Genomic DNA, 25,606 nt, shown 5'->3' on the forward strand with positions numbered 1-25,606 from the left:
AACATGCTAAATTGATATTAGTATTTGATAACCAATTCAGGTCTTAATCGCACTACAGTAGAATTGAAACTAGAATTTGGTATACCAATTTTTAACTAAATACTAGGGTCTTAATCGCACTACAGTAGAATTGAAACTTAATTACTTTATTTGGCGATTCATTAAAAGCATTAGTCTTAATCGCACTACAGTAGAATTGAAACTGTAGCTCCATAATCTGAACTTGTGTATAATCTGCCGTCTTAATCGCACTACAGTAGAATTGAAACTGTAGCTCCATAATCTGAACTTGTGTATAATCTGCCGTCTTAATCGCACTACAGTAGAATTGAAACTAATTAATTCAATTTTATTATCACAAGAAAATAAAAGTCTTAATCGCACTACAGTAGAATTGAAACTTTGCAGAATTGGCTATTTTAGCTGATGATGGCAATGTCTTAATCGCACTACAGTAGAATTGAAACTAATTAATTCAATTTTATTATCACAAGAAAATAAAAGTCTTAATCGCACTACAGTAGAATTGAAACACTAATATTTCCATTTGCTAATTTGCCGCTGCCATGTCTTAATCGCACTACAGTAGAATTGAAACTGCAGGTTTTACTATATTTATTTCATTTCTCAATTTCAGTCTTAATCGCACTACAGTAGAATTGAAACTATAACAAAACCAATTGCAACAGTTCCCTGCTTGTCGTCTTAATCGCACTACAGTAGAATTGAAACTAAAATTTATTACAAAATTGGTCGTGTAAATAAATTTGTCTTAATCGCACTACAGTAGAATTGAAACGAATTTTGGCAGATAATCTTATTGGATATTTTATTTCGTCTTAATCGCACTACAGTAGAATTGAAACAAGTTCCGCTTGTTTGCGATGATTGATTTACTTCTGGTCTTAATCGCACTACAGTAGAATTGAAACTATTTATTTCATGATCATATAAATGTATTTTATTTGCGTCTTAATCGCACTACAGTAGAATTGAAACTTCGGGCAGAGTTTTGATTTCGTTAGTTTCTAAGTTGTCTTAATCGCACTACAGTAGAATTGAAACTTATATTTTTCATTCATTTCTCGTACCGTCGCAGCGTCTTAATCGCACTACAGTAGAATTGAAACTTGTATGCCCTCCATTTTACTCTTAATTTTGCATCGTCTTAATCGCACTACAGTAGAATTGAAACGTTGATTTTGGTTTATCAAATGTATCGGGAGAAGATGAGTCTTAATCGCACTACAGTAGAATTGAAACGAAAACGAAGAACTAAAAATAGAACGCAAACTGTACAGTCTTAATCGCACTACAGTAGAATTGAAACCTGGATGCTTTAAAAATGTTAGCTGCATCAATGCAGTCTTAATCGCACTACAGTAGAATTGAAACTACCAAATTGAATGGCTTAATGATAATAGCCAGATGTCTTAATCGCACTACAGTAGAATTGAAACTTAGTAAATTCGATCGTGAAAGTTTTGATTGATTTATGTCTTAATCGCACTACAGTAGAATTGAAACTTGTTAGTGGGGAACAATATCTTAAACGAGGACTAAGTCTTAATCGCACTACAGTAGAATTGAAACCAATTTGCGGTTAATAAGGAAGCGCTCAAATTGGAAGTCTTAATCGCACTACAGTAGAATTGAAACAAATCAATTCAATATCATAAACTCGATGCGGCAGAAGTCTTAATCGCACTACAGTAGAATTGAAACAGATAAGAAAAGTTTATGATAATAAACTAAGCGCGAGGTCTTAATCGCACTACAGTAGAATTGAAACTTATAACCCCCAGGCTTTTTGACGATATAAAATTTGTCTTAATCGCACTACAGTAGAATTGAAACTTGAATCCTCCGCCGCAGTTAATTATTGATATTTGTGGTCTTAATCGCACTACAGTAGAATTGAAACAACAATTGCTCTCCCCGTCTAATTATAGCTCTAATTCGTCTTAATCGCACTACAGTAGAATTGAAACACTGGTACTGGTTATGGAGTAGCATTCAGCCCAGATGGTCTTAATCGCACTACAGTAGAATTGAAACAAAAAAAGGGTGCATTATTATCTATGCACCAACAGGCGTCTTAATCGCACTACAGTAGAATTGAAACAAGTCTTGCTTGCAGTCGATAGAAGAAACGACAACTTGTCTTAATCGCACTACAGTAGAATTGAAACATAAATTTACTATTAACAACATACTTGGGGCAGTTGGTCTTAATCGCACTACAGTAGAATTGAAACCATGTAGGTAATATTATACAAGGGACTTGAGATGTGTCTTAATCGCACTACAGTAGAATTGAAACAAAGAGAAAAAACAGTTAATTATAAGCATGCTTTGACGTCTTAATCGCACTACAGTAGAATTGAAACTACACATCTATAAAATGCTTAACAGAAAGACGAGCGTCTTAATCGCACTACAGTAGAATTGAAACGTGTTTCCAGCGGTGGTCTTTTTCAAAACTTTTTAGTCTTAATCGCACTACAGTAGAATTGAAACAATTGAGAACGATAACGACGCCATTATACTTGAGATGAGTCTTAATCGCACTACAGTAGAATTGAAACTAATGGTAATTTCTTTACCGCTCCATTTTTTACATTGTCTTAATCGCACTACAGTAGAATTGAAACTTAAATTTTAAATTTTGCATCGTGCCTGGCTTGTCATCGTCTTAATCGCACTACAGTAGAATTGAAACTATTGAAGATGGTAAAGGGTATGGCGAGGGGATAGTGTCTTAATCGCACTACAGTAGAATTGAAACTTACAACAAACATTAATATTAGATTATAACAGAGGAGTCTTAATCGCACTACAGTAGAATTGAAACGGGGAACTGGGTAATATAACGGAGAGCGATTTAACGTCTTAATCGCACTACAGTAGAATTGAAACGCCGAAAAATTCATATTCAAATAATTTGCTCTTTAGTCTTAATCGCACTACAGTAGAATTGAAACCGTTAAATGATGAGACTGAATTTGTGGAAGATTTTGAGTCTTAATCGCACTACAGTAGAATTGAAACCATTCTTGTTGTAGCAGATTTTCTAATCCGTTCTCAGTAGTCTTAATCGCACTACAGTAGAATTGAAACCACAATCTACAAGATGGGGATGATGTTTTATTACAGTCTTAATCGCACTACAGTAGAATTGAAACTTCGTTCTCTAAGCGCTCAATCATCTCTTTTGCGGTCTTAATCGCACTACAGTAGAATTGAAACTTGATTGGAGTGGCGTTAACAATAAGCCAAGCACCTAGTCTTAATCGCACTACAGTAGAATTGAAACATGCGGAATTTTAGCTTCGTATTCTTCTTTAGAATAAGTCTTAATCGCACTACAGTAGAATTGAAACGGGGAACTAGGTAATATAACGGAGAGCGATTTAACTGTCTTAATCGCACTACAGTAGAATTGAAACACAAAGGCAGCTAAGGATACTAAAAGCAAGTTTGCAGTCTTAATCGCACTACAGTAGAATTGAAACCTTGATAATTTGGCAAAGGCTTTTCATTAGTATTTGTGTTTTAATCGCACTATCCCGTTAAACGGGACAAGTAGTAGAATTGAAATATTGATTGATGTATTGGTATTAGTAAAGAATCTTTTATGCCTCAATTGCAGTATTGCTTTAAGTCACATTAATTTTTCATATTATATCTTAATTTATAATTAATACTTTTTGTCGGATTAATTTATTACTGTAATTAACAATTCGAGAGGGTATTATGAGGGATATAATAGACTATATACAGCCAAACCATCTACTTCGAGTACTTGGTCTATGGCTTCTTATATTTTTGTTTTCTGTTCCTTCCAAGGCGCAAACCTGCGGTGTTTCCCTCCAAACCATCGGTCCTGAAATCGACCAGATAAATCAGGTGCACCGATGGCGCCTTGTGCTTACTAACCAGCGAACTGAAGTAAGCGAGATCACGATTAAAATACCCAGCTCAAAGGGCGGGATGTATCGTGTATCTTCAACAAATCCAAATATTGTACCTACTATAAGACAAGAGATAGAAGATCCACCATACATTTGGGCAGAATTCCGTTATCAGGATACTACAACGGGAGGCTTCCGCAATTTTCCAGCCGGGCAGATTGAGCTTGGTATCTTAGAACTTGCTATTGTGGAAGCACCAGGTGTCAATCCTGATTCTATCATGGCAACAGTATTTGCAAATTCCTGGAATAGCGGGCAACCAACAACTGTCTGCCAGTTCGATATCAGGCTCTCAGGATTTCCTATTCCTACGGACAATGACCCATGTGCTAATTTGAGTTCATCGCTTATAATCAGCACAGGCTGGAACCCCACAGCAGGGACAACCTACCCGATTGGTGCATATGACAACAACTGGACTGTGACTAGTGACCCAGGCATTGGTTACAATGTGCCTCGGCCTGCGTGGGTAGTGGATGGTTCGAATTGGATGTTTACACCTCCGGGCTCTCCATATCAATGGATTGCTCCACAGCCAACTGCAACGCAGCCTATAAATGGCAAGTATGTCTTCGAACGCTGTTTTTGTGTTAAAGGTGATTCTGGACAGGTTATCCAGGCAAATATCAACATCCAAATTGCTGCAGACGACACAGCCGCTGTTTATCTCAATGGAAATCTTGTAGGATCTACTACAGGACCATTGCATTTTAATCATTTCACAAACATTTTTAAACCTGTTCTGCTGCAACCAGGGAAAAACTGTCTACGGGTTGATCTACACAATACATGGGGTTCCCTATCAGGTTTTGTTTTATCTGGTACCATATCCACTGCGACCGGTGCACCCCTTTACCACACTGACCTTTGCTGTAATCCAACAGCATGGATCATAGGGCAGAAAATATGGGACAAGAACTGCAATGGCAGAGTAGACCAGGGCGAACCTGGACAGCAAGGCTGGATTATCACTGCAACGGTAGGGAACACCACCGTAAGCGATACCACAGACCTGAATGGCTGGTATTACCTTCAGGTGCCGGCATCACTGAGTACAACTTGTTATACTGTGAGTGAAATAGTTCAGTCAGGTTGGTCACCTTCTCAGCCAGTTGCTGGTTCGCAGCAAGTCTGCATCAAAGCCGGGCAAACAAAGGTTGTAAATTTCCTAAATTGCCAGCAGCAATTCGGTAATATCTGTGTATTGAAGTTTAACGACCTTAATGGAAACGGCCGAAAAGACACAAATGAGGTTGTGCTTTCTAACTGGACTATTATAGTTAGAGATAGTTCAGGCAATGTAATAGATACGTTGATTACCCAGGATAAGCCAGTTTGCGTGAGCGTGCCTGCACCAGGGACTTACACAGTGAGTGAGGTGCTGCAATCAGGCTGGACGCCGACGACGCCAGCAACAGATACTGTGACAGTTCAACCTGGGCAGACAGTTAATGTTATCTTTGGCAACAAGCAGCGAGAAACAGGCTGTATTCAACCCCCGGCGGGCTTGGTCGCCTGGTGGCCGCTGGATGAGCAGAGTGGGGCAACGACGGTCGCCGACATTATAGGTGGGAACACTGGCACTCCGGTATCAGGACCTGTAGGTTCCTTCAATCCCCCTGGTCCTAACTCAACTGCAGGTATGGTAGGAGGTGCTTTCTATTTCTACTTAGACACTACTTATGTTCGAGTGCATGATAACCCATCTTTGAACTTTGGTTCTGGCGACTTCACCATCGACGCATGGGTGAACCCCGTTCAGGTCGGCTCCTCTTGGTTCCAACCCATCGTTGACAAGGCGCAGGCGGTCACCGGTGGAAGCGGCGCCGTAGGCTACCGGCTCTATATCAAGAATGCTCAGCTCCACTTCGCCCTCTCTGACGGCAGCACGATTGCTACTGTCTCGACCTCTCCCGGTTCAATCAACTATGGAACATGGCAGCTTGTGGCAGCGCAGCGGGTGGGTAGTGCGTTGAATCTTTTCATAAACGGAGCACTGGCAACCACAACAACGCTACCGACCTTTGGTAGCGTCAGCAACACTGCTGATCTCCTCTTGGGGGGCATCACGGCGGTGGGATTTCAAGCTCAGCCCATCATCGGAGAAATAGCTATTGACGAGGTTGAGCTTTTCAACCGAGCGCTTACTCAGCAAGAGATTCAAGCTATCTATAACGCTGGTAGTGCAGGCAAATGTAAGCCGCAACAACTCGGTAGCCTCTGTATCTTAAAATTCGATGATCTTAATGGAAACGGCCGAAAAGACACAAATGAGGTTGTAATTCCTAATTGGACTATAATTGTCAAAGACACTTTAGGCAATACAATAGACACTGTGATAACGCAAAATCAGCCTGTATGTATTCAAGTGTCTGCACCTGGGACTTATATAGTGAGTGAGGTATTGCAATCAGGTTGGACACCTACAACACAAGCATCGCAGACTGTTACAGTTCAACCTGGGCAGACGGTTAATGTTGTCTTTGGCAACAAGCAAGAGTGTTTTGGTTGTGTCCCCCCACCACCAAAACTGGTCGCATGGTGGCCATTAGATGAGACATCTGGCACAACAGCTAATGATTTAGCCGGATTTAATAACCAGGGAACGCATGTAAACGGACCTATACCTACACCTGGAAAGGTCGCAGGTGCGCTTCATTTCGATGGCATAGATGATTATGTTATCGTACCTAATCACAGTGAGCTAAATGTAGGCACAACTGATTTTACCATAGACACTTGGGTACGTACAACGGATTCTTTAGGTGTGGTATTGCTGCTCGACAAGCGTAGTGGTCCTACACCTCTTGGTTATTCGCTGTTTTTATCCAATGGCCGCCTAGGAGTCCAGATGGCAAATGGTATAGGGAGTGCTGTTTGCGCTCCGTCCCCTACAGTTGGAGTAGCATGTGTGAACTATGTAGCACCTGTTGGCGTAAATGTTGCCGATGGACAGTGGCATCTTGTAGCAGCAGTAGTGAATCGCGCGGACACAATGAGCGGCGTGCGTCTTTACATAGATGGATTGCTGGTTTTTACTGGCGCTCCTCTGGGCACTACTCCTCCAGCAGCATTTCCCCCTGCCAATTTGGACAACGCGAGCGACCTCTACCTGGGCGTGCGAACGCCTGGCATGGGCGGGGGTGGATTCTTCCCCGGCGACCTTGATGAAGTGGAGATTATTAGATACGCTCTTACTCAAGCTGAGATTCAAGCTATCTATAATGCTGGCAGTGCTGGCAAATGTAAGCCTACAACAGGCATTAGGGAAATTAAACAAATACCCGAGAAATTTGAATTGATGCAAAATTATCCTAATCCATTTAACCCAACTACTATAATTAGATTCTCAGTACCTAAACAGGAATACGTAACGCTGAAAGTTTTTGATTTACTAGGCAGAGAAATAACTACTCTAGTGAGCGAAGTATTAAACCCTGGAACATACGAGATAAATTTCGACGCAAGAGGACTGGCAAGCGGAATCTATTTCTATCGTTTGCAAGCAGGTAATTTTATTAAAACAAACAAACTTATTTTGCTGCGCTAGATAATTTTGACGTCGCTATTGGGATTGAGATTATGTAAATATTTTACATAGTCTCTATCCCTTTAGAATAAATTTTCTCTTTATAGTTATGCTACATCTGTCCAAAACGCTGAATAAAAAAGACCCCCTTCCTATAGATTAAGTCCGTAGGAAGTATCTTTGAGTTGTCAAAAAATCAAGGACGGGCAGGTTTGGACAGCATTAATTACTTTACTTCTGTTGCGTTATCTACGAGAATGCACCACTTCGTAGTCTGTACTACTATTATTTCAATTCTATCTTCGAAGCTTCTTTCAGTTTGTATTCTAAAACTTTGCTTAAACTCCTTTGACTTGTAAAATCCTCTCTCTTGCTTACTGTGCTATTCGCAATTAGCATATTAGTATTTTGTTCTTTTTTTAAACTACCACTTAAATTCCTTGTGCTCTTCGATTTTGAATGACATTTCTGTTTAAGACTTAACTAGCCTACTTTTCGAGCGCTCTACTAAGGAGCGGTTTCTAATGATTTACTTTAATTATAAGCCTATCTATTCCGTATCCTTAATTTAACTTTTTTCTGTTATGTTTGATACAGAGTTTTTTGACCAACAAATTTCTTACGTCGTCTCATTAATTATAAAGAAGCATGATTGATAGGGAGAACTCAACTCTGTATCATTTGATTCATCTATTCTCACCAATGTAAAGGCAAGGTCCTTTTGCCTCCACATGTCATTAACTAAACAAATAAAGCCGTTATTATGACCGCGCTGTTAGCTGGGTTGCATGACTGTATAATATGTTTTAGCAGAAACTAATTCAATCGTCTTGATGAAAAATGCAAGGGCTTTCTTGTAATAACAGTAATTTCTTATTCAATTATTAAATTTCCTTAGCGCACTAAAGCATCAATCCAAAGTTCTGCAATTCACATCATCGGTGTAGACAGGCTAGCCTGTTACGTAAATACTTATATCGTGTGCGGATATTCTGATCTATGTAATCTGAGTTATTGTATTCTTCAATAAGATTTTTACTTTTCAACCGCTTCCAAAAAATCTCGGAAACCTATACAGTAATTTTTCAGAAATTTCAATTTATTTTCTACCACTTGATTACTAATATAATCGATATTAGTTATAGCTTATCGGCCAAATTTTTTAATGAAAATTTGACCTTAAAATCTCTGAGAACCCCTAAGTTTCTGCTGTTAGTATAGAGTAATAAATAGAAGAAATTTTTACCCTTGAAATAAAATATCAACTTTTTTATAAATTAATCGATTATTAAAGTAGACCTTGTTTACAGAAATTTATGAGTAACGAAAAGTAATATAAATCACATCAGTGGGTGGCAATATGGAAAACTTAACAATGGAAGTTTTCTTATCGTCAGCAGAAGATTCAGAACTGTCAGAATATAAAGTTCTTGCGGCTCTCAAAAATAGTTTAGAACAGCTTTATAAGTACAAATTATATCCGACGTTCGGACAATTAATAGAGCTAAGCAACGAACTAAATAATTTATTAAACCAAAGAGAAAATTATAAAGGACTATTATCTAAAAAAATTGTTGGAATTGACTTAGAGAACAAAACATTAATTTATGAATACAACATTGAAAATATTAATGAGGAGAAACTTTCAAAAATTTTTGATTTTATAGAATGGGCATTGCCAAAAATAAAGGAAGTAATTGAGGAGGGCACGGCTATATATGATTTTGTCGACTCAAATATTGATATAAAAGAAATTGGGATTTTACCTCTTTACAAAGACGAGGGTTACTTTTTTATTCCGTCTCCTTCAGAAAAAATTACATACATCTATAGGTTTTTGCTTTCAAATATTGTTACTTCAGAAGCACCGTTTAAGACATTAAAGACTCATTTCTTAGAGACAATTGATGAAAGTACAACAGTAATTCCACCAGAAAGTATTAAACTTGATCTTATTAAAAAATATCCTGAACTGCCAAATCCTGCAACTTATAATCTGCATAGTGATCTTGACTTCCCATTTACTGAAACAATTCTGCCGGTAGCAAAAAGAAAATTAATGAGATATTTGGCAGCCTGATAAAAAAACATTTAACTATCCTGGTTTAACTCTGTAACGACGGGGAAACTAAAGATTGATATTATGTGCAACATTTAGATTCATTCAAATAGACTGCATTTTATGAAATTATTATTTGTCCCTACAAATTTTATTAATAAATTTGCATTTGAAAATTTGTGACAGCATACCCAAAATATTTATAAAATGACAGTTATTTTTTCTAAAAAATGTGAGCTTGCAATACAAGCAGTACTTTTTCTATCAGTAAAAAAAGATAAAATAATTTATAGAGCCGAGGAGATTTCAAAAGAGTTAAAAGTTCCAAAGGAGTTTGTATCTAAGGTGCTGCAAATTCTTACTGGAAGTGGAATTGTCGGATCAAAGAAAGGTAAAAGTGGCGGCTTCTACCTTGCTAAGAGTCCTAATCAAATTCGTTTAATTGACATCGTGAGAATAATTGACGGCACAGAAATTTTTGAAAATTGCGTACTTGGTTTCCCAGGGTGTTCATCAGAAAAACCATGCCCAATGCATGAAAAGTGGGGTAAATTGAGAGATGAAGCATATAAAATGCTAAGCGAAGAAACATTAGAACAATTAAAAGAAAAGACAATAAGAAAAATAATTTCTTTGTAATCCCCCTTAAGTCTTATTTTCATTTTTCTAAATAAAAATAGAAAGTTGAATTACAATGAACGACCACAGTAAGACTTATCAATCACCATCCCAAGCGGTTAAAATTGAAGCACTTTTGTTGACCTGCATGGATTTCAGGTTAATTGAACATAAAAATAAATACATGGAAATGCGCGGCTTAACTGGCGATTTCGACCAAATTATTTTAGCTGGTGCCTCTTTGGGTGCGATTAATGAAAAATATACCTCGTGGAACGAAACATTTTGGCAGCATCTTCAACTTGCAATTGAACTACATAATATTAGAAAAGTTATTCTTATGGATCATAGAGATTGCGGCGCATACAGAATTATCCTAAAAAAAGATTTTTATAAAAACAGAAAAGAGGAAACCGAAATTCACTCTGAATATTTAAATAAATTAGCTAAGCTGATTAAAGAAAAATATCCACACTTAGAAATTGAAATGCTCTTGATGGACCTTGATGGAAAGGTTGAAACTTTTTAGCCTTTATGAGAACGTGTGCATTTTTAACGATGGAAAACCTTAAAGAGCTTGGTTTTGTAAGCGACGATGAGATTGTTTATCCTTATTTTGAGGAATTGGGATGGAAAGTTGAACCTGTTGCTTGGCAAAAACCTAATGCTGATTGGAATAAGTATGATGTTGTTCTTATTAGAACTACATGGGATTATCAAAACCATCCGGGAAAATTTTTATCAGTGCTGGAAAGAATAACAAAATCGACCCACTTAGAAAATCCCCTTGAAGTCGTTCGCTGGAATTTGAATAAAAATTATTTGTTAAAACTCCAGAGAAAAGGGATTGATATTCCACCCACGATTAAATTCCATCTTTTGGATTATGAAAAGGTAATTAACCTGTTTGATAAACTTCAATCCGATGAGATAATCATTAAGCCAATCATTAGTGCTAATGCAGATAGAACGTATAAACTTCATCGCGATACTTTCCAAAATACCATAACAGAAGTTTTAGATACAATTAACAAACAAGAGTATCTTGCACAGCCGTTTAGAAAAAATGTTGTTGAAGAAGGCGAATACTCAGTTTTCTTTTTCAATAATAAATTTAGTCATGCAATTCTCAAAACACCTAAAGCAGGCGATTTTAGAGTGCAGGAAGAACATGGTGGCGTCGTTAGATCAGTTTCACCATTTAGCAGTTTAATTGAAACTGCAGAAAAAATATTAAAGGTACTCAAGCGTAAACTTCTTTATGCAAGAGTTGACCTAATTAGAAATGAGCAGAATAAATTTGAGCTTATAGAATTAGAATTAATTGAGCCATCACTTTACTTAAGAACCAACCCCGAGGCACCTGTTAACTTTGCAAAAGCATTTAATGAGTGGTTCAAATAAACGTGTTGCAGTCTTAAATAAAACCTGTCAAAGATTCTGGTAAAAAATTTTAGTAAATATCTTATTGTACAGTTGACAATTGAGATGAAATTTATCCATGTAACTTACCATGAACAATTAGACAAGAATAATTTTAGTGTAATAGTTTTTAGCCCGTTCATACATTTTAAAAAGTTAAATATATATGCATTTATTAATTTCGTTGGGGTACTAACAGAGCGCAGATTCATCTGATTAAATCTGAGTTATATTATTAACCACTAAGGAACACTAAGTATTCACCTTTGTGTTCCTTTGTGAATACCTTTGTGGTTCTTTGTGGTTAAATTTTTTTAGCTATATCCTTTAAATAACTATTTCACAATCAGCTTCCCTTTAACCATTCCCATATCACATTGAAAAATGTATTCACCGGGTTTATCAATTTTTAATTCAACTGGGATAGTCTTAAAAGGTGTTAATGTTGCTCGCGTATTGAAATCGGAAAACACAACTTCTTCGGTACAGCTGGCGGTTTCTTCCCTAATGAAATTTAGTCTGATTGGTTTACCGGCTTCAAAAATTAAAACATCGGGAGTATAACCGCCTTTTACATTTATTACTGCCTCCTGAATACCTGATTCACATGTCTCAACTTTAACTGCCTTTTTCTCGGAGAACCAGAAATACCAGGCTACAAGTGCAGAAAGCCCCAAACCTCCGAAAAGTACAATTATCTGGTCGATAGTCATTTTATTTTCTCCTATGAATAATACTGACAGCATTCATCTATATAAAGTAGAGCAGATTATTTCTGCTCTACGCCATTTTTAACCTTAAAATTATGTTTGAGTAAATTTTCTTTTGCTTGCTGAAGAGTTACCTCTTTTAGATTCATTCCGCATAACGGGCATTCACCGGGTTTATCAGAAATTACATTAAAATCCATTTGGTCTTGAAAAACTTTTCCGTCTTTATTTTCATCAATTGCATTCAAATCGATTTCACCTTCTCTTATCCAAGGGGATTTTTTCCCCTTAGTCATTTTATGTTCTTCATTTATCATTTGATGAGTTGAGTCTTTCATCATTTTCATATTGTGCATTTGATGCTGGCTTGATGAATCGTGCATCATTTGATGATCGTGCTTCATTGCCTTGTGCATCGTTTTGGTAGTATCTTTCTTCACTTGTGCTAATAAAGCAGCATTAGTAAGAAGTAGAATTGCTATTAACAAATTCATAGAGATTTTTATTGCTTTCATTCTTTGCTCCTTTTTTATTTAATGAACTTTTTTTAATTGAGATTTATTACTTATCAGCATTTCGTAAGTTGATTTTGTAATTCTTGCTTTTATTCGTCTTTTATGTTTGGTTACATAATAACAGTAATACTCTATTTCATCAGAGGTTTTATTTTTCATAAAGTACATAGAAATAGATTTGAAAATCATATCTAAACTGCACCAGTTTCTTTTGTGTTTATCTTTATTGATTCTTCAATAGGTGAAATGAAAATTATACCATCGTCGGAATTGCCGGTGTAATCATATTTTGCAATTATCTCTACCGATTTATCCATATCTTGATCATTACATATAATTTCATTATTCCACGTTATCGAATCAGCATTTTCTCTTCTTATGTATGCTTTTATTTCTTTCATTTTGAGTTCCTCCTCAAACTTGCAAATTTAATGGCAAGATTTATTTTTATTAATCATACTTCTTATTTTTATAATTATTAAGAACACTACAATTAAACCAATACCGAATACTATAGCAGTCATATAAATTCCTTTTTTAAGATTCTAATTCTATTCCTTCCCGTCTAAAGTCGGGACAGGTTTTCCTTTGCTTCTTTTTTCATTTCCCATGAACGCCAGAGGTAATAAATTACAGGATAAACAGCTAATTCCATCAATACTGAAGTAACAACACCGCCAAGCATAGGTGCAGCAATTCGTTTCATTACATCTGCACCAGTTCCGTGACTCCACATAATTGGAATTAAACCAGCAATAATTACAGAAGCAGTCATAATTTTAGGTCGTACACGTTTAACAGCACCATGATGAATAGCTTCTTTAAGTCCTTTCAATCCAGTAAGTAAACCTTTTTCTTTCCATTCTTTTAATGCAATATCAAGATAAAGTAACATAACGACTCCAGTCTCTGCATCTAAGCCTGCAAGGGCAATTATTCCAACCCAAACTGCAATACTTAAATTGTAACCGAGTAAATAAAGCAGCCAAAAAGTACCAACTAAAGAGAATGGAACAGCAAGAAAAACAATTGCAACTTTTGTAAGCGATCGAGTATTGAGATAAATAATTACAAAGATTATGAATAAAGTCATCGGAATTACTAACATCAATCGTTCTTGAGCACGCAGCATATATTCATATTCACCGCTCCATGTGATATTATAACCAGCAGGCAGTTTAATTTTTTCAGCTACTATTTTTTGAGCATTTTTAACATAAGTTCCTACATCAATATCTTTTATATCAACGTAGACCCATGCATTAGGACGTGTATCCTCACTTCTAACAACCATAGGACCTTTGCGTGGTGTAAAAGTTGCAAGTTGACCAAATGGAACCTGTTCTCCAATCGGAGTTGGAATTAGAACTCTTTTTAAAGCATCAATATTATCTCGTAGTTCTCTGCTGTAGCGAAGGTTAACAGTATATCTTTCCAATCCTTCTACTGTATTTGTAATAGCCATACCGCCCATAGCAGTTTGAATAACTTTTTGAACGTCATCAATCGTCAAACCATATCGTGCGGCTTCTTTTCTATTAATTTCAATATCAAGATAATTACCACCGACAGCTCTTTCTGCGAAGGCACTTAAAGTCCCGGGAACTGTTCGCATTACAGCTTCCACCTTTCTACCAATTTCTTGCAGTGTATCCAAATCGGGTCCAGAAATTTTAATTCCGACTGGTGTTTTAATTCCAGTGGCGAGCATATCAACCCTTGTTTTAATAGGCATTGTCCATGCATTTGTTACACCTGGGAACTGAATAGCTCTATCCATTTCATCAATAAGTTTTTTGGGAGTCATCCCCGGTCGCCATTCACTTTCTGGTTTTAACATTATAGTAGTTTCAATCATATCAAGACCAGCTGGATCTGTTGCAGTTTCTGCACGACCAATTTTTCCAAAGACATGATGAACTTCTGGAAATTGTCTTATGATTTTATCTGTTTGCTGCAATAATTCTCTTGCTTTTGTAATTGACATACCGGGCATTGTTGTGGGCATATAAAGTAAATCACCTTCATAAAGCGGGGGCATAAATTCAGAGCCAATTTTTTTGAACGGAATTATTGTTATACCGAGAATAATTAATACAGCAACAATAACAGCTTTGTTATGCTTTATTACAAAATCAACAACAGGATGATATATTTTAATAAGGAATCTGTTAATAGGATTTTTTTCTTCCGGCATTATTTTTCCACGAATCCAATAACCCATTAAAATAGGGACAATTGTTATAGATAGAATTGCAGCAGCAGCCATTGAATATGTTTTAGTGAATGCCAATGGTCTGAACAATCTGCCTTCCTGGGCTTCGAGTGTAAATACTGGAATAAAAGATACAGTTATTACAAGCAGTGAATAGAATAACGAGGGTCCCACTTCTTTCGATGCCTCGATAATCATTTGCCAGCGATTTCTTCGTTCTTCGGGTGGTTTTAGTGCTTCGTGTTCAATATGTTTATGTGCGTTTTCAATCATAATAATCGCAGCATCCACCATTGCACCGATTGCAATTGCAATTCCACCTAATGACATTATGTTTGCATTAATTCCCTGCCAGCGCATTATTATAAAAGACATTAATATAGCTGTGGGCAATGTAAAGATTGCTACAAATGCACTTCTTGCATGCATTAAAAATATTATACAAACCAGGGCTACAATTAATATTTCTTCGATGAGTTTTTCTTTTAATGTATCAATAGCTCGTTCAATTAATCCCGAACGGTCATATACGGGTTCAATTTTTACATCATCAGGCAACCCTGCTTTCAATTCTTCTAACTTCTTTTTTACATCTTTAATAACCTTGAGAGCATTTTGCCCATACCTCATTACTATTATACCGCCAACTACTTCACCTTCGCCGTTAGCTTCAACAAGTCCTCTTCTCATTAAAGGACCAAGCGTAACATCAGCAACATCTTTTAAGTAGACGGGGGTGTTAGTTTTTTTATTTACCATCAATGGAATATTTTCAACATCCTCAATTGATTTGATGTAGCCAAGTCCTCTCACCATAAATTCCATTTCACCCATTTCAATTACTTCGCCGCCGACGTCATTGTTCGATTTTTTAATTGCCATTTCTATCATATCGATTGGAATGTTATAGGCTAATAATTTTGCCGGGTCAACTGTTACTTGATATTGTTTAACATATCCGCCAATACTTGCTACTTCAGCTACGCCTTCAACAGAAGAAAGTGCATATTTTAAATACCAATCTTGAATTGAACGAAGTTCTTGAAGTGACCTTTTATTGGAGGTAAGCTGATATTCATAAACCCAGCCTACACCTGTTGCATCTGGACCTAAAGTAGGAACAACTTTGGGAGGAAGTCTTTTTTGTGCATAGTTAAGATATTCTAATACTCTGCTTCTTGCCCAATAAATGTCAGTTCCATCTTCAAAAATTATGTAGACAAGTGAGAAACCAAAAAATGAATAACCCCGCACTACTTTAGAACCCGGCACAGAGACCATTGCTGTAGTTAAAGGATAAGTAACTTGATCTTCTACAGTTTTTGGTGATTGCCCGGGATATTCTGTATAAATAATAACCTGCACATCACTCAAATCTGGAATAGCATCCACAGGAGTATTCACTAAAGAATAGATTCCAATTCCAATTATAAAAGCCGTTGCAAGTATAACGAGAAATTTATTCTTTACAGAAAACTCTATTATTTTTTGTAACATTTTGACTCCACTAATTTTCTATTATTACTTTTTTACTTTTGACTTATAATTAACTCTCTCTACAAAGACAATCTCAAAAGTTATTTTTCAATTCAACATTCTGTGAAAATCTACCTGTCGGTAGACAGGCCTGACTGCTGTCAGGCAAGTCCCGTCTCATCCGTGTTCTATCCTCCGTTTATAGAACACGGATTACACTGACTACATGGACTTTCACGGACATAACTTCTCCGTGTTAATCCGTGTAATCTGTGTCATCCGTGTTCTATTTCTTATATTGAAAACCATGTTTCTCAAGATTAGCTTTAACTTCGTCAATTGTAAATTCTTTGAGTGTCATTCCGCAAATTGGGCATTTACCCGGTTTATCAGAAATTACATTCCAGTCCATAATATCTTGATAAAGTTTTCCATCCTTATTTTTATCAATTGCTTTTAAGTCAATTACTCCTTTGCGAATTATAGAACTCTCGTTGTGTTCTTTATGGATACTTTCAGATTTTTTTGATTTTTCATCATTCTTTTGTTTCTCTTTTTCGTCCATATTCATTTTGCTGTGGTCTTCAGTAGCTTTTTGCTGTTCCATCGTTTTATTCATATCCATTCCTGCATGACCACTCATTTGCTGAATTGCTGCTTTAAGATTGCTTTCTGAATCAATCAGGAATTGAGAGGAGACAACAATTTTTTCACCTTCTTTAATACCTTCGAGTACCTGAACCATTCCATCTGATTCAACACCCAATTTAACTTCTCTTGGGTCGAAGTAGCCGCCGCCTAATGAAATTACAGCTATGTTTCTTTCACCAGAGCGGATAATTGCCTGGTTCGGAACCACAATAGCATCCACTGAAACGGGTGAAACAAATTTAACAGTTGCAAACATTCCAGGTTTAAATTCATAGTTAGCAGTATTTCTCACTTCTGTTCTTACTTTAACTGTTTTTGTTTCCTCGTTTAAGAAAGGATAAATGTAAGTAACTTTACCTTGATAAGTTTTACCTGGTAAGTAAGACAATTCTAATTCAACTTTTTGGCCCAACTTAATCCACGGTAAATCCATTTGATAGATATCAGCCATAACCCATACAGTCGAAAGGTCGGCAACTTTATATAATTCCATTCCTGCCATAATTTGTTGACCTAAGAAAACCATCTTTTCAACAACAATACCATTGACTGGCGAATAAATAGTAAGAGTTTTTTTAGGAGCATTATTTCTTTCAATTTCTTCAATATCTTTTTCGGAAATGTCCCAGTAGAGCAATCTTCTCTTGGCACTATTAACTAATTCTTGAGCTCCTTCTTTTACATCGCTCGAACTTTGAGATACTTTTTTTAGATAACGAATTGCCTGTAGATATTCTTCTTGAGTACTTACAAGTTCCGGACTGTAAATTTCAAACAGCGGTTGACCTTTACTGACATATTTACCCGTGTAATCAACATATAATTTTTCAATCCAGCCCATAATTTTTGTTGTGATAGTTGTAACTTTTGTTTCATCGTAATCAATTTTACCTGTAGTTCGAATTACTTTATTTAACTTCTGTCTTTTAACTTCCTGAACTCGAACTCCAATATTTTGCACAACTACCGGGTCTATTTTAATTCCTTGTACATCACTTTCACCTTCATAGACCGGAACTAATTCCATTCCGCAATCTGGCGCAATTCCCGGTTTATCCGAAGTGTACCATGGATGCATCGGGTCTTTATAATAAGCAATTTTCTTTTCTCCGCTTTTAGTTCCTTCATCTGCATAAACTGGAACGTAATCCATTCCATCGGGTGCCTTTTTAGGTGTAGGAGAAGTTTGAGTTGGATCCATTGGATTACGATAGTATAAAATTTTTCTCTCTTTTTGTTGAACAGAAGACGTACTTGATTTAAATACGAGCCATCCAATACCTAATCCAACAATAAGGAAGACAATTGCAGTTATAATTATTTTTCTCATTATGAAATCTCCTTTAGTTTCTATTAATATTTTCTACAATTTCATTGATTGATAAACCGACTGCTTGTTCTAATTGTGCTTTTGCTAACATTAAATTCATTTCGCTCATATAAAAATCTAACTTTGCCATAAAAAGCATTCTGTATGCATCGATTAACATTAAGAACTCGGTCTTACCAGTTTTATATGCTGCAAGTGTTGATTGAAGTGTTTGTTCAGCTTGCGGTATTACAGTGTTTTTATTGAGGTTATATAAATTTCTGTTTGTTTCTAATTTGACAATTGCATTTTGAACTTCGTAAGAAATCATATTTTTCATAGAATTAAATTGCTCTTCAGCTGTTTTGATATTCAACTGATTTTCTTCAACCTTTCCGCTGTACTTATCTTTCGACCAAAATGCAATCGGGACATTCACACCTACCATAGCAGACCAAAAATCGTTCTTTGTATCAGTCATATTTTTATACATTACTCTTACCATAATATCTGGATAGAATTCTAACTCAGATGCTTTCAATTCACTTTTATACATTTCAATGTTGAATTTCATCCCTTTCAATTCAGGTCTATACGACAAAGCAACTGGAAGCAGCTGCTGATATTTAAATTCTGGAATATCTTCATATATACTATCAATCTCTTTAAAAGGCTGATAAGGTGGACGATTTAAAATTGTATTGAGCATCGTTTCAACATCTCTCTTCTCCTTGTAAAGATTTACTTCATCGTTAATCAATGATGAAAGTTCTGTTTGTGCACGAATAATGTCGGGCTGCTTTCCCATACCTACTTTATACTGTTCCGAAGCTATTTCAATAAACTGTCTAAGTAATTCTTGATTCTCTTTGTTTATTTCGATTTTGCGTTGAACAAGATAAAGTTCATAGTAAGCGCTCTTTAAGTCTCTGATTATTTTATTCTTTAATGCATTGAACTGCTCTTCATACATGTTAGCATTATAAGTTGCAGATAATCCCATTGCGTTTAGTTTACCAGGAAATGGTATCATTTGTTGAACGAAATAATCTGTCTCCATATTATTTTTTAATGGATTTGGAAAGGATTGAATCGGAAGTTGGAAAAATTCAATCCCTACTTGAGGTGCATCCCAGGCAGTAACTTGTTTTATCTTTTTCTCAGAACTTAAGTATTGATTTTTTGCGGCTTTAAGTTGAGGATTGTTTTGCAGTGCTTCTGTTATTAAGGAATCAAGATAAGTTTTTTGAGTTTGTGCTTTTAATATGTTAAAAAGCCCTGATATAATTAAAATAATAATTGAAGTTCTTCTCATAAGTTTTTCCTGAGTTCATTGTTTGATTTTGTTGATTCGTATTAAGATTAGCATAATTCCAATGATTATTACGAAGTAGACAATTAACCAGATGATATTTATTAAAGTGTTATTCATATTAAGTGAGTCTTACAGCAAAGGATGTGCCTGAGAAATGAGCGGGTTTTTTAGCTTGTTTTAAGATGTTAATTGGTTATTTATTAAAAAAATTTTAAATGGTTTTAAAATTTTTAAATAAACTAATGAAATGTAAAAACTTGCTTACACTATTATCTCCGTGTTTCTCTGTGACCTCTCTGTGGTTCTCCGTGTAATTTTTTTCTTAGACGGAGATTAACAGAGTTTGTCAAAGGGAGCCAAGAAAAAAAATCTATGTTTTAGTTTCTTGAAAAATTATTCGTAAAAGAAATGACTTTTTAATTCAACTTCAGATATGTATTTCGAAGCTTGTCTTAGTATTGCTTTTAATGTTCTTTTTTCTACTTCTTTGTGATTCGGGATTGTTATTGATTGCTTTATATCATCTTTTAAATAACGAGTTAGTTTAAATGACTTCCTTTTTGCCCTCGATTGTAAAATCAAATTTTTGAAAAATCTTAATTAAGTCCTCACCGGATAGGACTTTTAGTTTAGGCATATATTAAATTATTTCTATATTTGCAATAACTGTTGGATTTGGTGCGATATCAAGTTCTTCCAAATTTTCATTTTCGAGATGAAGTTCAATAGCCTCCTTCAAATTATTAACAAGTTCATCTAAAGTTAGACCTTGTGTTACAATTGGCAAATCAGCACATTCAGCTACAAAATATTTTTCTCCTTAGAATATATGCCCACTTATTACTTTTTTCATAATGTCCTCTTTCATTTTTTATAATGTACAAAAAAATTAATTATAATCGTTCACTTTTCTATCAATCCTGCTTAGAGATTTTATAACTCTCAATTTTATTATAAAGTGTTGGAAGAGAAATTCCGAGTATTTCAGCAGCTTTAGGTTTATTCCAGTTTGTATAATCCAGAACTAATTTTATGTGCCTCTTTTCAACTTCATGAAGCGGCAATAAATAATTTTCATTTTCTGAAATATCACTAAAAGATTTCCTCAACAATATATTTTCTTTATGAAGAACATCATCCGTGGAAAGCACAACAGCCTGAATCAAAGTATTTTCTAACTCACGAACATTTCCTACCCAGTCATAATTTTTCAGCATTAACATAACATCGTCTGGAACTTTCGTAACATTTTTATGAAGTTCTTTATTTATCTTTGTTAAGAAATAATTTACTAAAAGCGGAATATCTTCTTTTCTTTCTCTCAGCGGAGGGATTTTAATTGAAACAACATTTAATCTGTAATATAAATCTTCTCTAAACTTACCTTCTTTAACAAGCTGTTCAAGGTTTCGATTTGTTGCAGCAATAATTCTGGCTTTCATTGGAATTACAGTTTCGCCGCCAACTCTTTCAAATTCTCTTTCTTGAAGAACACGCAGTAGTTTCACCTGTAAGTGCGGCGACATTTCGGAAATTTCATCAAGAAAGATTGTTCCTTCTCCTGCTAATTCAAATTTTCCCTTTTTTGTTCTATCAGCTCCCGTAAATGCACCTTTTTCATGACCAAACAGTTCGCTTTCCAAAAGTGATTCTGTAATTGCAGTACAGTTTACAGCAACAAACGGCTGATTTTTTGTTATTCCACTATAATGAATTGATTTTGCAACAAGTTCTTTTCCTGTGCCGCTTTCTCCTAATAAAAGTACAGTTACACGGTTATTCGATACCTGCCCAATTAACTTATAAATTTCTCTCATCGCAGATGATTTGCCAATAATTCTTTTTTCGGGTTGAAATTCTTGAGCTTCTTCTTCGATAAAAGAATCAATCCTCTCACTTAATATTTTTGATTCGAGTGCGCGCGATATAGTTACTCTAAGGCGTTCTATATCTAAAGGTTTTTCGAGATAATCATAAGCTCCATTCTGCATGGCTTCAATAGTTGTTTGTATATCATCATGAGCAGTAATAAGAATAACTTTTATATTTGCATCAATATCCTTTGCCTTTTTTAAGACTTCTAACCCGGATAAATTCGGCATTCTTATATCAGAGATAATTAAATCGGGCTGATTTTCTTGTAAGCTTTTTAGTCCGGATTTTCCATCCTCTGCAGCATAAACATTATAACCAATTCTTTTCAAATAATTCGTTAATGTTTGACGAATTGATTCGTCATCGTCAATTACTAAAATTTTTTCTTTCATTTCTAAAAGGAAGTTTAATTTCAAAAATTGTTTCGCCTGCTTTTGAAGAAATTAATCTTAGTGTTCCATTATGTTGTTCAATTATTTTTTGAGATACTGATAATCCAAGACCAGTTCCTGAAGGTTTTGTAGTGAAAAAAGGATCAAAAATTTTTTCTGGTTCTTCAATTCCGTTTCCGTTATCCTTGATATAAATTAAAATCGCATCTTCATTTACTTGTGAACTCAAATGAATCGTTCCTTCATTTTCAATTGCATCAATCGAGTTTTGAACTAAATTTAACATTACCTGCTTAAATTTATCTGAATCAACAAATATATCTGTATCATCAGTTTCATTTATGAAAGTAATTTGTTTATATAAATTATTTGCTTTTGCAAGTTGAAAGATTTCTTCGATAAAGAATTTCAAATTTACTTTTGATAAAGTCAGTTCAGATGTTTTAGAAAATTGCAGAACTTCCTTTACAAGTTGAGTTAATCGATTTGTCTCTTTCTTAATAATTTCAAGGCATTCCTTATCATCATCATTTAGATTTAGAGTTTGACTTAAAATATCCACGTTCATTTTTATAGATGTCAAAGGCGTTTTGATTTCGTGAGCGAGTACAGCCGACATTGCACCAAGTGCTGCTAATTTTTCAGAACGCAAAATTTCAGCTTCCAATTTCTTTTTATCTGTTATATCTATCTCAACAAATAAATAACCTTTTTGTTCTTGATTGGGGGAAATTATTTTAGTAACTGATAGCAGTAAATCTTTGCTTTTGTTTTTATTGTAAGCAATTTTAATTTCCCCAAAATACTTGCCTTTAGTTTTTACTTCCTCTATTATATTTGTAAATAAATCTGGTTCACTCTGAAACTGTAATAAATCTATACTGCTAAATTTAGCTCTGCCATAAGCCTGTTCTATCAAATTGTAAAATTGAGGATTTGCTTCGACTAACCGTAAATCATTATTTACAATAGCAATTGCTGCAAGTGATTTTTCAAAAGCGTTAAGCAAAATTGATATTCTTTCTTCACGATGAATTAATTCAGATCGATTTCTGCTTAAAGTTGCTGCCATACTATTAATCGCGTTTGTAAGTTCACCAATTTCATCTGTTGACTTAAATTTCACATTTACATCATAGTTCCCTTCTTTTATTTGTAAAACTTTTTCTTTAAGCATAGCAATTGGCTGAGCTATTATTTTTAATATTATGAATGAAAGGGCAAGACTGACAATTAAACCTATAAAAATACTGTGCAAGAAAAATCGCATAAGTTCATCATGAGTATTTATATTAAAGAGCACTCTGCCAATGGGTATTTGGATTAGCAGTATTATAATTGGAACTACCACAAGTGCGGAGAAAAATATTTTTTTATTTAAACTAAAGGAGTGAACTTTTTCAATTGCTGCCGGTAACATGTTATATTTGCTAATAGCTACAGCTGTGAAAAAAATAAATCCAACTAAAAATGCTAATGGACTTATTTCAACTAAGTAGTAAAAACCAAGTATCCATGGGAAAAATATTCCAAAGCTAAAAGTTGCTATGTAAGTAATAATCAATCCAAACAAAAAGAAAAGCAATTGTTTCCGTGTATTTGGGTCGCTTGCTCTTCTGTATTTTATAATTATCAATATAGTGCTCACTATTATCAAAATTAGATACCACAAGACGTAAAAGAGGTAGAGCGGGGTAAAATGAGCAACAAAGTGTTTTGGGTGTGCGTGAGACTCTATTATTAACTTACCACTCCAAAGCAAAATTAAAAGAACAACGGACGGCACAAGAATTATAAATCCAGTAACTATGCCTATTTTCTTAGGCTCAGGGTAATTAAAAGTAAGAAAAGTGATTGACAGAAGAATCATTAGTAAAAGCGAATGACAAGATTGGTCGAGCAGAGTGACATCATGAGAAGGCATTATTACAAAATGTATTGTATGAGAGATTAAGTAAGCAATAACTAAAATTAAAGTCACTATAAAAAGTCTGGAAGTAATAACATTAGAAAAACGAGAATAGATTATAAAAATTAAACCTGCTGCTGCAATAAACGATGCCAAAAGAAACGGTATTTGTGTAAAATCTAATTCCATCTAAAAACTTTTTTTAACTAAAATAAAAATACATGAAGAGTTTAAGGATGTAAACAGAATAATAAATATTTCTAAGAGGATATATGTTGTGCAGTGTAAAAATTTATTGACCAATTATTTCCACATTTCTGTCAAAAGCAGAGATTTTAGTGTAAAATTCGGGGGGTAATGGTGCAGACTTTTTAGTTACTGGGTCAACATGCACAAGTACCCCCTTTCCCTCTGCTAACACATCATTATTTCTGTCCCTCTCAATTATGTGCTCGAAGCCAAAGCTCGATTTTTTTATGTATGAAATTCTTGTATAGATGTTTAATTCGTCATCAAAAAATGCTGGCTTTAAATAATTGATTTCGTTCCTTGCCATGTAATAGAGACGATTATCACTAAAAATTCCTTTGGGAGGTAGCAGACCGGCATCTTGCACATAATGAATCCTTGCTTGTTCCAAGTAATTAAAATAGACAGCGTTATTTAGTATTCTTAGCATGTCAACTTCGTTAAATCTTACTTTCACTTTATATATATGTTTAAATTTATCTTTTTCTAGTTGTGGTTTCATTTTTTATTCCTTATCATTTGTTCAATATAGTCCCATGATTCATTTGAAACAGCCTCGAGCATATTAAATTGGCCAGCACCTTTAAGCCACTCGCCGCCGTCTATTGTTATTACTTCACCATTGATATAAGCTGAAAAATCTGAAACAAGGTAAGCTGCCAAATTAGACAATTCTTGATGTTCACCGACTCGTTTTAGTGGAACTTTGTTTTTAAAATCGAATTTGTCTTTAAGTTCACCCGGAAGCAGTCTATCCCAAGCTCCTTTTGTTGGAAAAGGTCCAGGTGCAATCGCATTAAATCGAATTCCATACTTTGCCCATTCAACAGCAAGAGAACGAGTTAGTGCCAATACCCCAGCTTTTGCACAAGCAGAGGGCACAACATAAGCTGAGCCAGTCCAAGCATACGTAGTGACAATATTTAAAACTGTGCCCTCTGTTTTATTTTTTATCCAATGTTTTCCAAATGCTAAAGTACAATTATATGTTCCTTTCAGCACTATGTTTACTATTACATCAAAAGCACGATGGGATAATCTTTCAGTTGGACTAATAAAATTACCTGCGGCATTGTTAACCAATACATTTACTTCACCAAATTTCTTAATACTTGTATTTAGCAGATTTTCAACTTGATTGTAATCTGTTACATCACATTCGACCGGTAATATTTCACCTTTTGTTTCGTCTGCTAACTCCTTAGCAGTGTCAGCTAAGATAGGAAATTTTCTGCTGGCTATTACAACTTTAGCTCCTAATTCTAAGAAATACTTACTCATCGATTTACCAAGCCCGGTTCCACCGCCAGTTACAACTATTATTTTTTCTTTTAGTGAATTGTCTTTTAACATCGGGTTATTATATTTCTTTGTCATGTTTAGTTACG

At 35.1% G+C, this 25,606-nt stretch carries 18 protein-coding genes and 1 CRISPR repeat array (1 of these 19 only partly in view); of the genes, 5 read left to right on the forward strand and 13 right to left on the reverse strand.

Features of this window, described 5'->3' with window-relative positions; translation table 11 throughout:
* Positions 1–3,601: direct repeats of the CRISPR family, unit length 30 nt; unit sequence GTCTTAATCGCACTACAGTAGAATTGAAAC; it begins 1,223 nt to the left of the window's first position.
* 155 nt (positions 3,602–3,756) lie between these two features.
* From ABRY23_10095 to ABRY23_10115, 5 genes are all read left to right on the forward strand, one after another.
* Complete coding sequence (locus tag ABRY23_10095; protein MFA3783401.1) at positions 3,757–7,524, forward strand: LamG-like jellyroll fold domain-containing protein; 3,768 nt, start codon at positions 3,757–3,759, stop codon at positions 7,522–7,524.
* 1,339 nt (positions 7,525–8,863) lie between these two features.
* Positions 8,864–9,583: a hypothetical protein gene (locus ABRY23_10100; protein MFA3783402.1), complete on the forward strand. Its 720-nt coding sequence runs from the start codon at positions 8,864–8,866 to the stop codon at positions 9,581–9,583.
* 186 nt (positions 9,584–9,769) lie between these two features.
* The gene (locus tag ABRY23_10105; protein ID MFA3783403.1) at positions 9,770–10,201 is read left to right on the forward strand and encodes an Rrf2 family transcriptional regulator; all 432 of its coding nucleotides are present in this window, start codon (positions 9,770–9,772) and stop codon (positions 10,199–10,201) included.
* Positions 10,202–10,256: 55 nt separating this feature from the next.
* Positions 10,257–10,709 carry a carbonic anhydrase gene (locus ABRY23_10110; GenBank protein ID MFA3783404.1) on the forward strand — a complete coding sequence of 151 codons (453 nt, stop codon included), beginning with the start codon at positions 10,257–10,259 and terminating at the stop codon, positions 10,707–10,709.
* 29 nt (positions 10,710–10,738) lie between these two features.
* Entirely contained in the window at positions 10,739–11,584 is an 846-nt protein-coding gene (locus tag ABRY23_10115) for a RimK family alpha-L-glutamate ligase (GenBank protein ID MFA3783405.1), read from the forward strand.
* Positions 11,585–11,937: 353 nt separating this feature from the next.
* Here the strand turns inward: ABRY23_10115 and ABRY23_10120 are convergent, their stop codons facing one another.
* The 13 genes from ABRY23_10120 to ABRY23_10180 form a co-directional block, all read right to left on the reverse strand.
* Complete coding sequence (locus ABRY23_10120) at positions 11,938–12,315, reverse strand: cupredoxin domain-containing protein (protein MFA3783406.1); 378 nt, start codon at positions 12,313–12,315, stop codon at positions 11,938–11,940.
* A gap of 56 nt (positions 12,316–12,371) precedes the next feature.
* On the reverse strand, positions 12,372–12,827 hold the full coding sequence (locus ABRY23_10125; protein ID MFA3783407.1) for a heavy metal-binding domain-containing protein: 456 nt from the start codon (positions 12,825–12,827) through the stop codon (positions 12,372–12,374).
* Positions 12,828–12,845: 18 nt separating this feature from the next.
* Complete coding sequence (locus ABRY23_10130; protein MFA3783408.1) at positions 12,846–13,016, reverse strand: hypothetical protein; 171 nt, start codon at positions 13,014–13,016, stop codon at positions 12,846–12,848.
* Positions 13,017–13,018: 2 nt separating this feature from the next.
* Positions 13,019–13,228 (reverse strand): P-II family nitrogen regulator, encoded by a 210-nt coding sequence (locus ABRY23_10135; GenBank protein ID MFA3783409.1) that lies wholly within the window; start codon positions 13,226–13,228, stop codon positions 13,019–13,021.
* Between the two features lie 164 nt (positions 13,229–13,392).
* A complete protein-coding gene (locus ABRY23_10140) occupies positions 13,393–16,539 on the reverse strand; it encodes an efflux RND transporter permease subunit (GenBank protein ID MFA3783410.1) in 3,147 nt (1,048 codons plus the stop codon).
* 265 nt (positions 16,540–16,804) lie between these two features.
* Positions 16,805–18,499 (reverse strand): efflux RND transporter periplasmic adaptor subunit, encoded by a 1,695-nt coding sequence (locus tag ABRY23_10145; GenBank protein ID MFA3783411.1) that lies wholly within the window; start codon positions 18,497–18,499, stop codon positions 16,805–16,807.
* A gap of 13 nt (positions 18,500–18,512) precedes the next feature.
* Positions 18,513–19,793 (reverse strand): TolC family protein, encoded by a 1,281-nt coding sequence (locus ABRY23_10150; protein MFA3783412.1) that lies wholly within the window; start codon positions 19,791–19,793, stop codon positions 18,513–18,515.
* Between the two features lie 393 nt (positions 19,794–20,186).
* Positions 20,187–20,375 (reverse strand): type II toxin-antitoxin system HicA family toxin, encoded by a 189-nt coding sequence (locus ABRY23_10155; protein MFA3783413.1) that lies wholly within the window; start codon positions 20,373–20,375, stop codon positions 20,187–20,189.
* Positions 20,376–20,433: 58 nt separating this feature from the next.
* Positions 20,434–20,580, reverse strand: coding sequence for a type II toxin-antitoxin system HicB family antitoxin (locus tag ABRY23_10160; GenBank protein MFA3783414.1), 147 nt, complete (start codon positions 20,578–20,580; stop codon positions 20,434–20,436).
* Positions 20,581–20,707: 127 nt separating this feature from the next.
* Positions 20,708–22,084: a sigma-54-dependent transcriptional regulator gene (locus ABRY23_10165; protein MFA3783415.1), complete on the reverse strand. Its 1,377-nt coding sequence runs from the start codon at positions 22,082–22,084 to the stop codon at positions 20,708–20,710.
* Positions 22,035–24,158: an ATP-binding protein gene (locus ABRY23_10170; GenBank protein ID MFA3783416.1), complete on the reverse strand. Its 2,124-nt coding sequence runs from the start codon at positions 24,156–24,158 to the stop codon at positions 22,035–22,037. The genes ABRY23_10165 and ABRY23_10170 overlap by 50 nt, the downstream gene beginning before the upstream one ends.
* 103 nt (positions 24,159–24,261) lie before the next feature.
* Positions 24,262–24,720: an acyl-CoA thioesterase gene (locus ABRY23_10175; GenBank protein MFA3783417.1), complete on the reverse strand. Its 459-nt coding sequence runs from the start codon at positions 24,718–24,720 to the stop codon at positions 24,262–24,264.
* Entirely contained in the window at positions 24,717–25,595 is an 879-nt protein-coding gene (locus ABRY23_10180) for an SDR family oxidoreductase (GenBank protein ID MFA3783418.1), read from the reverse strand. Before ABRY23_10180 ends, ABRY23_10175 begins: the two co-directional genes overlap by 4 nt.
* Positions 25,596–25,606: the final 11 nt, after the last annotated feature.

It is taken from the genome of Melioribacteraceae bacterium 4301-Me (assembly GCA_041538185.1).
GTDB classification, from domain to species: Bacteria; Bacteroidota; Ignavibacteria; order Ignavibacteriales; family Melioribacteraceae; genus Pyranulibacter; species Pyranulibacter aquaticus.